This window comes from Brevundimonas sp., from assembly GCF_035935935.1.
Taxonomy (GTDB): Bacteria; Pseudomonadota; Alphaproteobacteria; order Caulobacterales; family Caulobacteraceae; genus Brevundimonas.
The window spans coordinates 1-13,467 of sequence record NZ_DASYWO010000006.1 but is presented as its reverse complement, the minus strand read 5'-3'; the positions used below and the strand labels follow the sequence as shown (position 1 = coordinate 13,467).

The 13,467-nt window shown below is 71.6% G+C and carries 18 protein-coding genes; 7 read left to right on the top strand and 11 right to left on the bottom strand.

Annotation, left to right across the window (positions count from 1 at the left end; translation table 11 throughout):
• Window positions 1-146: 146 nt before the first annotated feature.
• The 4 genes from rplS to VGR32_RS07015 are packed head-to-tail and all read right to left on the bottom strand — an operon-like array spanning window position 147 to window position 3,438.
• A complete protein-coding gene (gene rplS, locus VGR32_RS07030; RefSeq protein ID WP_327449481.1) occupies window positions 147-572 on the bottom strand; it encodes a 50S ribosomal protein L19 in 426 nt (141 codons plus the stop codon).
• A gap of 1 nt (window position 573) precedes the next feature.
• Window positions 574-1,299 (bottom strand): tRNA (guanosine(37)-N1)-methyltransferase TrmD, encoded by a 726-nt coding sequence (trmD, locus tag VGR32_RS07025; RefSeq protein ID WP_327449479.1) that lies wholly within the window; start codon window positions 1,297-1,299, stop codon window positions 574-576.
• 3 nt (window positions 1,300-1,302) lie between these two features.
• Window positions 1,303-1,755 (bottom strand): hypothetical protein, encoded by a 453-nt coding sequence (locus tag VGR32_RS07020; protein WP_327449477.1) that lies wholly within the window; start codon window positions 1,753-1,755, stop codon window positions 1,303-1,305.
• A gap of 9 nt (window positions 1,756-1,764) precedes the next feature.
• On the bottom strand, window positions 1,765-3,438 hold the full coding sequence (locus VGR32_RS07015) for a thiamine pyrophosphate-binding protein (RefSeq protein WP_327449475.1): 1,674 nt from the start codon (window positions 3,436-3,438) through the stop codon (window positions 1,765-1,767).
• Between the two features lie 102 nt (window positions 3,439-3,540).
• On the opposite strand from VGR32_RS07015, the gene VGR32_RS07010 reads away from it, so the two are divergent.
• Complete coding sequence (locus VGR32_RS07010) at window positions 3,541-3,678, top strand: entericidin A/B family lipoprotein (RefSeq protein ID WP_327449472.1); 138 nt, start codon at window positions 3,541-3,543, stop codon at window positions 3,676-3,678.
• Window positions 3,679-3,724: 46 nt separating this feature from the next.
• On the opposite strand, the gene truA is transcribed toward VGR32_RS07010, so the two are convergent.
• From truA to def, 4 genes are all read right to left on the bottom strand, one after another.
• On the bottom strand, window positions 3,725-4,465 hold the full coding sequence (gene truA, locus VGR32_RS07005) for a tRNA pseudouridine(38-40) synthase TruA (RefSeq protein ID WP_327449470.1): 741 nt from the start codon (window positions 4,463-4,465) through the stop codon (window positions 3,725-3,727).
• Window positions 4,465-5,406 (bottom strand): methionyl-tRNA formyltransferase, encoded by a 942-nt coding sequence (fmt, locus tag VGR32_RS07000; protein ID WP_327449468.1) that lies wholly within the window; start codon window positions 5,404-5,406, stop codon window positions 4,465-4,467. Before fmt ends, truA begins: the two co-directional genes overlap by 1 nt.
• Before the next feature lie 75 nt (window positions 5,407-5,481).
• Entirely contained in the window at window positions 5,482-5,709 is a 228-nt protein-coding gene (locus VGR32_RS06995) for a hypothetical protein (protein WP_327449466.1), read from the bottom strand.
• On the bottom strand, window positions 5,709-6,275 hold the full coding sequence (def, locus tag VGR32_RS06990; RefSeq protein ID WP_327449464.1) for a peptide deformylase: 567 nt from the start codon (window positions 6,273-6,275) through the stop codon (window positions 5,709-5,711). The genes VGR32_RS06995 and def overlap by 1 nt, the downstream gene beginning before the upstream one ends.
• Window positions 6,276-6,376: 101 nt before the next feature.
• Here def and VGR32_RS06985 point away from each other — a divergent pair, with 101 nt between their 5' ends.
• Entirely contained in the window at window positions 6,377-7,402 is a 1,026-nt protein-coding gene (locus VGR32_RS06985) for an adenosine kinase (RefSeq protein ID WP_327449462.1), read from the top strand.
• Here VGR32_RS06985 and VGR32_RS06980 read toward each other — a convergent pair.
• The 3 genes from VGR32_RS06980 to VGR32_RS06970 are packed head-to-tail and all read right to left on the bottom strand — an operon-like array spanning window position 7,389 to window position 8,770.
• The gene (locus tag VGR32_RS06980) at window positions 7,389-7,934 is read right to left on the bottom strand and encodes a Smr/MutS family protein (RefSeq protein ID WP_327449460.1); all 546 of its coding nucleotides are present in this window, start codon (window positions 7,932-7,934) and stop codon (window positions 7,389-7,391) included. The genes VGR32_RS06985 and VGR32_RS06980 overlap by 14 nt on opposite strands.
• Window positions 7,931-8,170, bottom strand: coding sequence for a helix-turn-helix transcriptional regulator (locus tag VGR32_RS06975; RefSeq protein ID WP_327449458.1), 240 nt, complete (start codon window positions 8,168-8,170; stop codon window positions 7,931-7,933). Before VGR32_RS06975 ends, VGR32_RS06980 begins: the two co-directional genes overlap by 4 nt.
• Window positions 8,171-8,194: 24 nt before the next feature.
• Window positions 8,195-8,770 (bottom strand): DUF2975 domain-containing protein, encoded by a 576-nt coding sequence (locus VGR32_RS06970; RefSeq protein WP_327449457.1) that lies wholly within the window; start codon window positions 8,768-8,770, stop codon window positions 8,195-8,197.
• A gap of 432 nt (window positions 8,771-9,202) precedes the next feature.
• Here VGR32_RS06970 and rdgB point away from each other — a divergent pair, with 432 nt between their 5' ends.
• From rdgB to gshB, 5 genes are read left to right on the top strand one after another with little or no spacing between them, the layout of a single operon-like run.
• On the top strand, window positions 9,203-9,808 hold the full coding sequence (gene rdgB, locus VGR32_RS06965; protein WP_327449456.1) for an RdgB/HAM1 family non-canonical purine NTP pyrophosphatase: 606 nt from the start codon (window positions 9,203-9,205) through the stop codon (window positions 9,806-9,808).
• A complete protein-coding gene (gene hemW / locus VGR32_RS06960) occupies window positions 9,798-10,955 on the top strand; it encodes a radical SAM family heme chaperone HemW (protein ID WP_327449455.1) in 1,158 nt (385 codons plus the stop codon). Before rdgB ends, hemW begins: the two co-directional genes overlap by 11 nt.
• 32 nt (window positions 10,956-10,987) lie before the next feature.
• Window positions 10,988-11,863 carry a 16S rRNA (cytidine(1402)-2'-O)-methyltransferase gene (rsmI, locus tag VGR32_RS06955; protein ID WP_327449454.1) on the top strand — a complete coding sequence of 292 codons (876 nt, stop codon included), beginning with the start codon at window positions 10,988-10,990 and terminating at the stop codon, window positions 11,861-11,863.
• Window positions 11,860-12,243 (top strand): YraN family protein, encoded by a 384-nt coding sequence (locus VGR32_RS06950; RefSeq protein ID WP_327449453.1) that lies wholly within the window; start codon window positions 11,860-11,862, stop codon window positions 12,241-12,243. The genes rsmI and VGR32_RS06950 overlap by 4 nt, the downstream gene beginning before the upstream one ends.
• Window positions 12,244-12,303: 60 nt before the next feature.
• Window positions 12,304-13,236 carry a glutathione synthase gene (gshB, locus tag VGR32_RS06945; RefSeq protein ID WP_327449451.1) on the top strand — a complete coding sequence of 311 codons (933 nt, stop codon included), beginning with the start codon at window positions 12,304-12,306 and terminating at the stop codon, window positions 13,234-13,236.
• Window positions 13,237-13,467 lie beyond the last annotated feature (231 nt).

Sequence of the window (13,467 nt, the reverse complement as noted above, 5' to 3'; positions counted from 1 at the left end):
TTCAGGGGCCACAAGGCTTGCCCGCACCCTAGCGCGCCCATTTCCCGCCGCAATCCCGCTCGCCCGTCGCGTCACGTCCCGTCAGGAACGCAAAAGGCCCGGACCGTCGGGTCCGGGCCTTTCGAAGTCGTGGGCCGCGGCCGAAATCAGGCCTCGGTCGCCTCCGGGGCCGCGTCGGCGGCGCCTTCCGACGGCACTTCGACGCCGCGCTTCTGCGTCTGGCGCTCGGCGATGCGGGCCGACTTGCCGCGACGATCGCGCAGGTAATACAGCTTGGCGCGACGCACGACGCCGCGGCGCTTGACCTCGATGGCGTCGAGGTTCGGCGACAGGATGGGGAATTTCCGCTCCACGCCCTCGCCGAACGAAATCTTGCGGACCGTGAAGGTCTCGTTCACGCCGCCGCCGTCACGGGCGATGCAGACGCCTTCGAACGCCTGGATGCGCTCGCGCTCGCCTTCCTTGATCTTGACCATGACGCGCAGGGTGTCGCCGGGCTGGAAGTCCGGGATCTTGCGGTCGCCCAGGACGCGGGCTTTCTCTTCGGCAGCGATCGTCTGCAGGATGTTCATGTCATTCTCCTCGAGCTTTTGCGCTCTTTAGCTGTGAGTTGGCGAGATGCCGCTCCCAGAGATCCGGTCGCCGCTCCCGCGTGGTCGTCTCCCTCTGCTCCTGGCGCCATTTCGCGACCTTCTTGTGGTCGCCCGACAGCAGGACCTCGGGGATGTCGAGCCCCTCGAACGTCCGCGGTCGCGTGTACTGCGGATGCTCCAGAAGCCCGTCCTCGAAGCTCTCGGACGACAGGCTTTCGCCTGAGCCGAGCACCCCGGGGATCAGTCTTACGCACGCCTCGATCACCACCATCGCCGCCGCCTCGCCGCCGGCGAGCACCGCGTCTCCGACGGAGACCTCCTCGAACCCCCGGGCGTCCAGCACCCGTTGGTCCACCCCCTCGAACCGGCCGCACAGCACGACGATCCCGTCGCCCGTGGCCCAGTCCCTGACGCGCGCCTGGGTCAGGGGCCGACCCCGGGCGCTCATGTACAAAAGCGGCCGCCGCGGCCCGTCCAGCCCGTCAAGAGCCCTGGCCACCACGTCCGCCTTCAGAACCGCTCCCGGTCCGCCGCCCGCAGGGGTGTCGTCCAGGAAGCCGCGCCTATCGTCGCTGAAGCCCCGGATGTCAACCGTTTCGAGCTTCCACAGACCCCGTTCCTGCTGCGCCGTGCCGATCAGCGACACGCCCAGCGGGCCGGGAAAGGCCTCCGGAAACATGGTCAGGACGGTGGCGGTGAAGGGCATGCCTCAGCTGATCCAGTCCTGCTCGCATCGCTCGACCGTCCAGCCGGCGAAGCCCGAGCGCACGCGGCAGCGGACGCCCTCGCCCATCAGCGGCCCCCAGACGACGCTGCTCTCGATGGTCGCGCCCTGTCCGTCGTACTTTGGACGCCGGAAACTCACCCAGCGGTCGCGGGGCAGGGCGCCGCCCTCTTCCGGGTATGGTCGGTGCGGGTCGTAGGTGTCCGGGAACACGAGGCCGTGGCGGCTCCAGTCGCAGACGGGCGACCATCCGCGGCCGTCGCCCAGCCACAAGGGCGGCGGCAGGCGATCGGTGGCGTTGAAGCCGTAGTGCTCCCTGGCGACCGCCGCGATCACGGCGCAGTCGTTCCCGTCCGTCACGGGAACTTCGGAGGTGGGCGGCGTGGCGCAGCTTCCCAACGCCAAGGCTGCGGCCGAAACGATGCAGGCGACCTTCATGATCCGCTCCTACGTGTTCCGCAGCCCGCTAATCGTGCGGCCCGGGGCGATGTCCTCGGCCGAGGTGATCAGGTGCACCAGCGCCGGAACCCGGCGCGCGATCGCGGCGTCGCGCGCGTCCTCGAGCGCGGCCGGGAAGTCCTCCGTGGTCTGGCAGCGCACGCCGAAGGCCCCGAACGCCTGCGCCCACATGACGAAGTCCGGGTTCTTCAGGTCGGTGGCGATGACCCGTGCCGCCCCCGGATAGTGCCCCTCCTGATGCATCCGGATGGTGCCGTAGGTTCCGTTGTCGACCACGATCACCACCGGGTTCAGCTCGTGCTGGACCGCGGTGGCCATCTCCTGGCCGGTCATCAGGAAGTCGCCGTCGCCGGCCACGCAGACCACCTCGCGCTCGCGATCGACCGCCTTCGCGGCGAGGGCCGCGGGCCAGCCGTAGCCCATGGCGCCCGAGGTCGGCGCCAGCTGGGTGCGGCAGGCGCGGTGGCGATAGAAGCGATGCAGCCAGGCGGCGAAGTTGCCGGCGCCGTTGGTCACCACCGCATCCTCGGGCAGGGCGTTCATCAGGTGCGCCATGCATTCGCTCATGTTGACCGCGCCCGTCACCGGCACGGGGGTCGAGAAGGCGAGGAAGTCGGCGTGGGCCTGTTCTCCCTCCGCCCGCCAGTCGCGCCCCGGCTCCAGCGTCGTCAGCGCCAGCGCGGCCAGGCTGTTGTCCGCCGTGGCCGCGATGGCCGTCGGCCAGACGCGGCCCAGCTCCTCCGGCCCCGGATGTAGATGCACCAGCACGCCCGCCGTGTGGGCGCGGTCGAACAGGGTGTAGCCCTGCGTCGGATTCTCCCCCAGCCGCGCGCCGACGGCGATGATCAGATCGGCCGCCTTCGCCCGCGCCGTCAGCTTCGGATTGCACCCCAGCCCCAGGTCGCCGGCATAGTTCGGCCGGTCGTTGGAGATGACGTCCTTCCTCCGGAACGAGCCCGTGATCGGGATCATGTGCCGCTCGGCCCAGTCGGCCAGGGCGTGGCTGGCCTCGGTCGTCCAGCCGGACCCGCCGACGACGATCAGCGGCCGTTCCGCCTTTTTCAGCCGGTCGCCGATCTGCGCCAAAACGGCAGGGTCCAGCGCCGCCTTGGCCGGGACCACCGCGCGTTTCGGGGCAGGGCCGCCATCGGCGTGGAGCAGGTCCTCGGGCAGGGCCACGACCACCGGGCCCATCCGCCCCTGCAGCGCCGTGGCGAAGGCGCGCTCGACGATCTCGACCGTCCGCTCCGGGCTCTCGATCTCGGTCGCCCATTTGGCCAGACCGCCGAACACCTCGCGATAGTCCACTTCCTGAAACGCCCCGCGTCCCCGGTCGGTCAGGGCGATCTGGCCGACGAACAGGATCATCGGCGTGGAGTCCTGATGCGCCGTATGCACGCCGATGGCGGCGTGCGTCGCCCCCGGCCCCCGGGTGACCATGCAGACGCCCGGCCTGCCGGTCAGCTTGCCGTAGGCCTCGGCCATGTTGGCGGCGCCCGCCTCGTGCCGGCACGTGATCACCTCGATCCGGTCGCGCACGTCGGCCAGGGCGTCCAGCACGGCCAGATAGCTTTCGCCCGGAACGCAGAAGACCTTGTCGATGCCGTTGACGACCAGGGTCTCGACCAGTCGGCGGGCGGCGGTGTTCGGGGCTTGCGTCATGGCGTCGCGTTAGCAGATCGGGGCGCGGCTTGGCGAGGCGGCGGCGCAACCCAATGGTCACGCTTGGCGTTGTGCGGCCGGGTTCAACTTGGAGAGTTCACCATGAAGAAGATCGTCACCCTGACCCTGATCGCCGCCGCCATGGCCGTGTCGGCCTGCAACACCATCTCGGGCGTCGGCCGCGACGTCTCCGCCGCCGGCGACGCCGTCACCTCGGGCGCCGAGACGGCGAAGAACTGAGCCGCCCCTCCGCCGCGGGCCTGACCGCCCGCGGCGGGCCAAGGCGTCACCCGTACTCGACGCCCGTCAGATACAGTCCGTCGCTGGGGGCCACGGGCCCGCAGGCGGCGCGGTCGCGGGCGTCGAGCGCGGCCTTCAGGTCCGCGGCGCTCCAGCGGCCGAGGCCCACCTCGACCAGACTGCCGGTCATCGACCGCACCTGCCGATGCAGGAAGCTGCGGGCGGCGAAGGTCAGCCGCACCTCCTCTCCGACCCGCACCACCGACGCCGCGTCCAGGGACTTCACCGGCGACGCCGACTGACAGTTCACGTCCCGGAATGTGGTGAAGTCGTGCAGGCCCACCAGCGCCTGCGCCGCCGCGTGCATGGCGCCGGCGTCCAGCGGCTTCTTCATGTGCCACACGCGCCCGAGATCCAGCGCGGGGCGGCCGGGGCGGTTCAGGATGCGGTACAGGTAGCGCCTTCCGATCGCGGAGAAGCGCGCGTGCCACTCCGGATCGGCCTCGACGCAGTCCAGCACCGACACGGCCTCCTCGACCAGGTGGGCGTTCAGCGCATTCATCACCGTCCGCGCCGGCCAGGCCTTCTCCAGGTCGAAGCCGATCACCTGCCCCGTGGCGTGCACGCCCGTGTCGGTCCGCCCCGCCGCGAACAGCCGCACCTGTTCGCCGCAGAAGGCCGTCAGCGCCGCCTCGATCGCCCCCTGCACCGTCGGCTGTCCGGCCTGCACCTGAAAGCCGTTGTAGGCCGAGCCGTCGTACTCGACCGTCAGGCGATAGCGGGGCATCAGAACACTCGCGATCCGTCAGGAATACGGAATCCTTTGAGGAAATCCTCGGCGGATTGCGCCGCTTTGCCGGCGCGTTGCACCTGCGACAGCCGCACCACACCCTCCCCGCAGGCGATCAGCAGGTGGTCGTTGACGACATCGCCAGGCCTGCCGACGACGCCGGCGCCTGAGCCCTTGGCGGTCACCACCGACATCAGCGCCTTGATCCGCACCGGTCCGTCGGGGCCGGGCGCCTCGAACCAGGCGCCGGGCGCGGGCGACAGGCCGCGGACATGGGCGTCGACCTCGGCCGCGGGGCGGGTCCAGTCGATGCGCGCCTCGCTCGGCGTGATCTTGCGGGCATAGGTGGCCTCGCCGACCTGCTCCACCGCCTCCAGCCCGCCGCGCTCCAGCGCCGCCAGCGCCCGGGGCCAAAGGGCGGCGCCGACGTGCGCCATGCGCTGCCCGAGCGACCCGGCCGTGTCGTCCTGGGCTATGTCCATGACCTCGCTCAGCAGGATCGGCCCTTCGTCCAGTCCCGCGCTCATCTGCATGATCTGCACGCCCGTCTGCCGGTCGCCGGCCATGATCGCCCGCTGGATCGGCGCGGCGCCTCGCCAGCGCGGCAGCAGTGAGCCATGCAGGTTCAGACACCCCAGCCGCGGCGCCTCCAGCACTTCCGGCTTCAGGATCTGGCCGTAGGCGACCACGCAGGCGGCGTCGAGGTCCAGGCTGTGGAAGGTCTCGATCGCCTCCGGCGCCTTCATCGACTCCGGGGTGAAGACCGGCAGGCCCATGGTCTCGGCGAAGGCCTGCACCGGCGACGGGGTCAACTTCTGCCCCCGCCCGCGCGGCCGGGGCGGCTGGCTGTAGACGGCCACGACCTCATGCCCGGCCGCCACCAGCTCGGCCAGCGACGGCACGGCGAATTCGGGAGTTCCCATGAAGGCGAGGCGCATGGCGCGGTCTTGTCAGAGAGCGGAGCCGCCCTCAAGCCGCGAGCGACCGCGTCGCGCGCGTCAGGGCAAGGAAAGCTAGTCCCAGCGGGTGAAGACCCCGCCGCCCTCGTCCCATTCGCCGCCCGCGTCCAGGGCGTCGTCGAAGCTCAGCAGGCGGTCGATGATCATGCCCGCCACCACGCCGGCCAGCGCCACGCCGACCAGGGTCACCACCCCGGCCACGCCGACCTTCTCGTTGCGCGTCAGGCGGCGGCGGCCGTGCGGGTCGATGATGCGGTCGGGGCTGCGCTTCAGACGGGGCATCAGGCGGCCATCCTCGCGGCCTTCTTGACCTTGGCCATGGCCCGGTCGCGCCGCAGGCGGGACAGGTGGTCGATGAACAGCACGCCGTTCAGGTGATCCAGCTCGTGCTGGAAACAGACGGCGTACAGCCCCCCGATCTCTTCCTCCACCGTCCGGCCCTCACGGTCCAGATAGCGGACGCGACAACGGGCGGGGCGCTCGACGCTGTCGAAATATTCCGGGATCGACAGGCAGCCTTCCTCATAAGGCAGGGTCTCGTCCGACGCCCACAGGACCTCGGGATTGACGAAGAAGCGCGGGTTGGGGACGCGGGCGGGCTCCTCGCCCTCCGCCGTCTCCGCGTCCGGATCCGGCGCGCCGTCGCCCAGGTCCATGACCACGACGCGCGTCAGCTCCCCGATCTGCACGGCGGCCAGGCCGATGCCGGGGGCCGCGTACATCGTCTCCAGCATGTCGTCCATCAGGGCGCGCACGCCGTCGTCCACCGTCCCGACGGGGGTCGAGACCTGCTTCAGCACGGCCAGGTCGGCGGCGTTGTCGACGGTCAGGATGCGGCGCACGGTCATGCGGTCGAGGTAGGCTTCGCGGCCCTTCGGGTCAAGAATTCCCGCCGTCGCAGGTGGCCGCGGCGCTGGCGAAAGCGCGCCCGGACGGCTAAGGGCGCGCCATGACCCAGGCCTCCGCTCCCGCCCGCTTCGACGTCTGCGCCGTCGGCAACGCCATCGTCGACGTGCTGGCCCCCTGCGATCCGGCCTTTCTGGAGGCGCAGGGCCTGACGGCCGGCTCCATGCAGCTGGTCGACGCGGACCAGAGCGCGGCCCTGTACGAGGCCATGGCCGCGGGGGTCGAGGCGTCGGGCGGCTCGGCCGGCAACACGGTGGCCGGCGTCGGCTCCTTCGGCGGCCGCGCCGCCTATCTGGGCAAGATCGCCGACGACCAGCTGGGCCAGGTCTTCGCCCACGACATCCGCGCCGCCGGCGTGCATTTCGACGTCGCGCCGCTGGTCGACGGCGCGGCCGCGGGCCTCGGCACCGGTCGCTGCCTGATCAACGTGACGGCGGACGGCCAGCGCACCATGTGCACCTTCCTGGGCGCCGCCAATCAGCTGACGGCGGCCGACGTCGACGCCGCCCTGATCGCCGACAGCGCCGTGGTCTATCTGGAAGGCTACCTGTTCGACCCGGCCCCCGGCCGCGCGGCCTTCGAGGCTGCGGCCGAGGCCGCCCACAAGGCCGGACGCAAGGTCGCCATCACCCTGTCGGACAGCTTCGTGGTCCACCGCTGGCGCGCGGACCTGCTGGACTTCCTCCGGACCTCCGCCGACGTCGTCCTCGCCAACGAGGCCGAACTGACGGCCCTGTTCGAGACTGACGACTTCAACGCCGCCGCCGACCGTCTGGCGGCCATGGTCGAGGTGGCGGCGGTCACGCGCGGACCGGACGGCTCGGTGATCATCGCGGGCGACCGACGGGTTCAGGTCGCCGCCGTGCCCGTCGACAAGGTCGTCGACACCACCGGCGCGGGCGACCAGTACGCCGCCGGCTTCCTCCTCGGCCTCGCCCGCGGCCTGCCGCTGGAAGACGCCGGCAAGCTTGGCTCCCTCGCCGCCGCCGAGGTCATCGCCCACTGGGGACCGCGCCCGATGGTTTCACTGGAGGCCCTGGCCCGGGACGCGGGGCTCAGGCTCGCCTGATCGTCACGTACAGGGCCCCGTCGCCGCCGTGCTTGCGGGCGGCCGGGGCGAAGCCGGAGACGACGCCGCGCAGGGCGGGCGCCGTCAGCCATTCGTGCACGCTGGACTTGATGACGCCCGTGCCGCCCCGCCGGCCCTGACCGGTGATGACCAGCACGGCCCCATGCCCGCGCGCCTGTGCGCTCACCAGAAATGCCGTCAGGGCGTCCTGGGCCTGAAACCGCCCATAGCCGTGCAGGTCGATGCGCGCGTCGATGGGATCGCGCTCGCGCGACAGGCGGCGCTGGCGGCGGGGTTCCAGTTCCTCCGGCGTGCCGCGCGCACGTGCCGGAGCGGCTTTCGGCGGGGCCGGGGGCGCGATCTGCACGGGCCGGGCGGCTGCCCTGCCGGGCGAGGGAGCCTTGGGGGCCGGCGCCGGCTCGTCGACCGTGGAGGCCAGCAGGGCCTTCCTGCGCCGATGCGGCGTCGCGGAGCCCGCCACCCGCGCCCAGATGCGGCGATCGTCGGGCGACAGGTCGTCGCGCCGGCTCATGCCTCGCGGTCGTCCTCGCCGCCCGGCTGCGGCCCGGGCTCGTGGCCCAGCAGGTCGCCCGGCGTGCAGTTCAGCTCGCGGCAGAGGGCGTCCAGCGTCGAGAAGCGCATGGCCCGCGCCTTGCCGGTCTTCAGGATCGACAGGTTGGCGACGGTCACGCCGACGCGGTCGCTGAGCTCCGTCAGCGACATGCGGCGTTCCGCCAGCAGTCTGTCGAGTTGGACGCGGATGGCCATGGGCGCGCTCTTACACCGGCTCGTTCAGATCGTCAGTTCGGATTCGCGGCGCAGCCGGGCGCCCTCGCGGAACACCTCCGCCAGCACGAAGACGACCAGCACGGAGAAGGCGGGCGTGACCAGGTTGAACAGGCTCGGCGGATCCATGATGCCGCGCGCCAGATGCGACACGGCCATCTGGCCGACCCAGACGCCGCCGGTGACGGTGGTCAGGATCCACCCGATCTGGCGCAGCCGCGCCACGTTCTCGGGCTGAAAGGGGTCGCCCAGCGTCAGGGTGCGGAACACCCGGCGCAGGTTGCGCAGGATCAGGGCGAAGCCGGCGAAATAGCCGATGAAGGCGCCGACCCCGAACAGGGCATGGGGTCGCGGCAGGGGGATCTGGGCGCCGCCGGCGTCGTCGGTGACGTTCAGCGCCAGCTGATCCATGGGAATGAAGGCGACCGTGACGAACAGGACCGCGCCCAGCACGGTCAGCAGGATCAGCACGGCGTAGGCGACGTCCAGCGCGGTCTTCAGCAGGCTGGACACCGACCCCGGCCCCAGCGCGCGCAGGCCCTTCAGGGGCGGCATGGCGAGGCGTCGGGGCGACAGGGGCATTCGAAGTCCTTATGACGGTCGGGGCCGGATCACCGCGCGGGGTTCGTAAGAACCGCGCGCGGCTCCAGCATCGCTTCGACTGTCATCCGGGTCAAAATCCCGCCGCTCAGAAGGCTTGCAGCAGGATGGCGACCATGGCGGTCGGCAGGGCGGCCAGCAGGGCGCCGTTGACCACGGCGTGGCCGACTTTCTCGATGAACATGGTGGCGTTCAGGGCTTGCATCGTCTTTCTCCGTTTATCCTGAGTGAGGTTGTTCATTGCTTCTTTTTGTCTGCCGCTGCACTCCGATGCCCTTGGGGTCTTTTCGGGGGAACGATGCGGCCCGTCGTTCTTGAGATCATAGATAGGACGTGCGCCGTGGGAATGCACGTTACATATCGTTTAACGATATTAAACTTAGGCAAGGTTGCCGGCTCGGAGCATCAGTCGCGATGAAACCCAGACTTATCAAGGGCATGCGGCTGGTCGCCGCCACGCATAATCCCGGCAAGGCGCGAGAGATCGCGGCGCTGCTGGACGGAAATTACACGATCGTCACCGCCGGTGAGCTGAATCTGCCCGAACCCGACGAGACCGAGAGCACGTTCGTCGGCAACGCGGTGCTGAAGGCGCGCCACGCCGCCGACCGGTCGGGCCTGCCGGCGCTGGCCGACGACTCCGGTCTGTCGGTCACCGCCCTGGGCGGCGCGCCCGGCATCTACTCCGCGCGGTGGGCGGGACCCGACAAGGACTTCGCCCACGCCATGGCCCAGGTCGAGCGCCGGCTGGAGGAGGTCGGCGGCGACGACCGCAGCGCCTGGTTCACCTCGGCGCTGGCGGTGGCGTGGCCGGACGGCCCGGTGGTGGCGGTCGAGGGGCGCGTCGACGGCACGGTGACCTTTCCCCCGCGCGGCGACCGCGGCTTCGGATACGATCCCATTTTCCGCCCGGACGGCTTCAGCGAGACCTTCGGCGAGATGGACCCCGGGGCCAAGGACGCCATGAGCCATCGGGCCGTCGCCTTCGCCAGGCTCAGGGCGGCCCTGATTGACGACTGAGCCGCCCGACCCCGGCACGGACGTCGCCCTCTACGTCCACTGGCCCTTCTGCGCGCGCATCTGCCCCTACTGCGACTTCAACGTCGTGCGGGCGCGGGGGAACGAGGCGCGGGCGGAGCGGCTGACCGCGGCGATCCTCGACGACCTGCGGGCGCAGGCGGCGCGGGTGGGTCCGCGGCGGCTGGCGTCGATCTTCTTCGGCGGCGGCACGCCGTCCCTGATGTCCTCCTGCGACGTCGGCGCGATCGTCGAGGCGGCCCGCGCCCTGTTCCCCGGCGGCGCCGGGGAGGTGACGCTGGAGGCCAATCCGACCGACGCCGAGGCCGACCGGTTCGCCGCCTTCGCCGACGCCGGGGTGAACCGCCTGTCCATGGGCGTGCAGGCGCTGGACGACGCCCGGCTGGCCTTCCTCGGCCGCAACCACTCGGCGGAGGAGGCGCGCCGCGCCGTCGGCGTCGCCGCGCGAGTCTTCCCGCGTCTGTCGATCGACCTGATCCACGCCCTGCCCGGCCAGTCCGTCGCCGACTGGCGCGCCGCCCTGACCCAGGCGCTGGACCTCGGCTTCGAGCACGTCTCGCCGTACCAGCTGACCATCGCCCAGGGCACCGCCTTCGCCCGCGCCGTCGGCCGCGGCGACTGGTCCCCGCCCGACGAAGACCTCGCCGCCGCCCTCTATGAGACCACGCAGGAGACGCTGGGGGCCGCGGGCTTCGACGCCTATGAGGTGTCCAACCACGCCCGCGGCGTCGCGGCGCGCTCGGCGCACAACCTCCATGTCTGGCGCGGCGGCGACTACCTGGGCGTCGGTCCCGGCGCCCACGGCCGTCTGACTCTCGCAGGCGTCCGCACGGCCACCGTGGCCCGTCGCGGCGTCGACGCCTACGTCGCCGGCGTCGCGGCCGGGTCCCCGTGGGAGGAGCGCGCCGACCTGTCGCCGCAGGACGCCGCCGAGGAGCGCGTCCTGCTGGGGCTGCGCACCGTCGAGGGCGTGCCCCTGTGCGTCCTCGACGCCCTGCCCGCGACGTCCCGTCCCGTGGCCGAAATGGTCGAGGAGGGGTTCCTGACCGTCGCCGACGGTCGCCTGATCGCCACTCCCGCGGGCCGCCCGCTGCTGGACGCCGTGACCGCGCGCCTGCTGACCGCTTGAGCGCGGCGCCCGCCGCTGGCACGGTCGCGCCCATGCCGGATCCCAGCCCCTTCCCGCCCGCCGCGCCGCCGCCCCGGCCGGTGACGCCCGGGCTGTATCTGGTCGCCACGCCCATCGGGAACCTGCGCGACGTGACGCTGCGGGCGCTGGACGTTCTGGCCGCGGCCGATCTGGTGCTGGCCGAGGACACGCGGGTCTCCGCCAAACTGCTGGCCGCCTATGGCCTGAGGGCGAAGCTGGAACGCTGCGACGACCACGCCTCGGAACGGGCTGCCCTGATCGCGGTCGAGCGGATCGCCGGGGGGCAGGTGGTGGCCCTCGTCTCCGACGCCGGCACGCCCATGATCTCGGACCCCGGCTTCGTCGTCGCGCGCGAGGTCGTCGCCGCGGGGCTGCCGGTGCATCCGATCCCGGGCGCGTCCAGCCTGCTGGCCGCCCTGTGCCTCGCCGGCCTGCCCGCCGACCGCGTGCTGTTCGCCGGCTTCCTGCCGCCGAAGTCCGCCGCGCGGAAGACGGCTCTCGCTGAACTGGCCGAGCCGGGCCGCACGCTGGTCGTCTTCGAGAGCGGCCCCCGCCTCGCCGCCAGCCTGACCGACATGGCCGAGGTGCTGGGCGACCGCCCGGCGGCCGTGACCCGCGAGCTGACCAAGCTGCACGAGGAATGCCTGCGCGGATCCCTGTCGGAACTCGCGGCCCATCCCGGAACGCAGGCGCCGAAGGGCGAGATCGTCGTCGTGATCGGCCCCGGCGAAGCGGTCGCCGCCAGCGCGGAAGACGTCGACGCCGCCCTGTCCGAGGCCCTGACCCGCCTCGCGCCCGGCCCGGCCGCGGCCGAGGTGGCGAAACGAACAGGCGCGAACCGCAAGGCACTGTACGCTCGCGCGCTCCAGTTGAAGGCCGGCGGATGACCGGTCCCCGCCTCGACCGCCGCGCGCGGGGCGGGGCGGCGTGGCGCGAGGGCCATGCGGCGGAATGGCTGGCCGCCATCTGGCTGATGCTGACCGGCCACCGCATCCTCGCCTTCCGCCTGAAGACGCCCCAAGGCGAGATCGACCTGTTGGCGCACAAGGGCCGGGAGCTGATCGTGGTGGAGGTGAAACGCCGCCGGCTGCGCGACGCCGCCGAACTGGCCCTGACGCCCCAACAGGCGAAGCGCCTGTTGGCCGCGGGCGAGGCGGTGCGGCGCTCGCGCCCCGCGTTGCGCGGCCAGGCCCTGCGCATCGACCTGATCGCACTGGCGCCGGGCCGCCTGCCGCGCCACCTCCGGCGGCTGGCTTTCGACGGCTGAGCCTTGCGGTTCAGCGCCCGCGCGCCCATTCCCTTCGAACCCCAGCTTCAGGAGCCGCGCATGACCCGGGTCGCCGTCCAGATGGACCCCATCGAACAGGTGAACCCGCAGTCGGACACCACCTGGCTGATGATCCAGTCGGCGCAGGATCGCGGCTTCGACGTCTGGACCTATGACTTCCGCACCCTCGCGCTCGAGAACGGCCGCCTGTCCTGCCGCGCGCGCCGCACCGTCCTCAGGGGCGACGTCGTCGAATTGGGCGAGATGCAGAAGCTGGATCTGCATGACGACGTCGATGTCGTGCTGATGCGACAGGACCCGCCCTTCGACATGGCCTACGTCACCGCCACCTACCTGCTGGAGGCGCTGCGCGGCGACACCCTGGTCCTGAACGATCCGGCCGAGGTGCGGTCGGCGCCCGAGAAGCTGATGGTCACCCGTTGGCCCCGGCTGCAGCCTCCGACCCTGATCAGCTCGGACGTCGAGGCACTGGAGGATTTCCACGCGCGAGAGGGCGACGTGGTGTTGAAGCCCCTGCACGGCGCCGCCGGCTCGGGCGTGGTGCGGCTGAAGGCGGGCGATCCCAATCTGGCGGCTCTGGTCGAAATCCACGCGACCGGCAGCCGCGACCCGCTGGTGATCCAGAAATTCGTTCCCCAGGTCTCGGCCGGCGACAAGCGCGTCATCCTGATCGAGGGCGAGCCTGTCGGGGCCATCAACCGCGTCCCGCTGAAGGGTCAGGTCCGCTCCAACCTGCGCGTCGGCGGCACGGCCGAGGCCGTCGAGCTGACCGCCCGCGACCGCGAGATCTGCGCCCTGATCGGGCCGGAATTGAAGGCGCGGGGCCTGGTCTTCGTCGGCATCGACGTGATCGGCGACTTCCTGACCGAGATCAACGTCACCTCCCCCACCGGCGCCCAGCAGCTGAAGCGCTTCACCGGCGTCGACGCCACCGCCCTGATGTGGGACGCGATCGAAAAGCGTCTGGGATGACCGGATGCGTCGGCGGGGCGCCGGCGATTGCGATGATCGCTCCCGGATTTCTCCGTGCGATCAACGAGAGCAGGAAAGTTTCGACCTCCACGTCGACGTCGCTCCGGACCTGACCCACCCTTCCTTCGTCCCGTCGCACCGGAGGGCTCGTGAGGCCTGCGACCTTGCGGCGGCGGGAGCGTGTGGAGCGGGGCTCGCCGCCTTCGGGCGGCGGGGCCGACGGGTCTCACC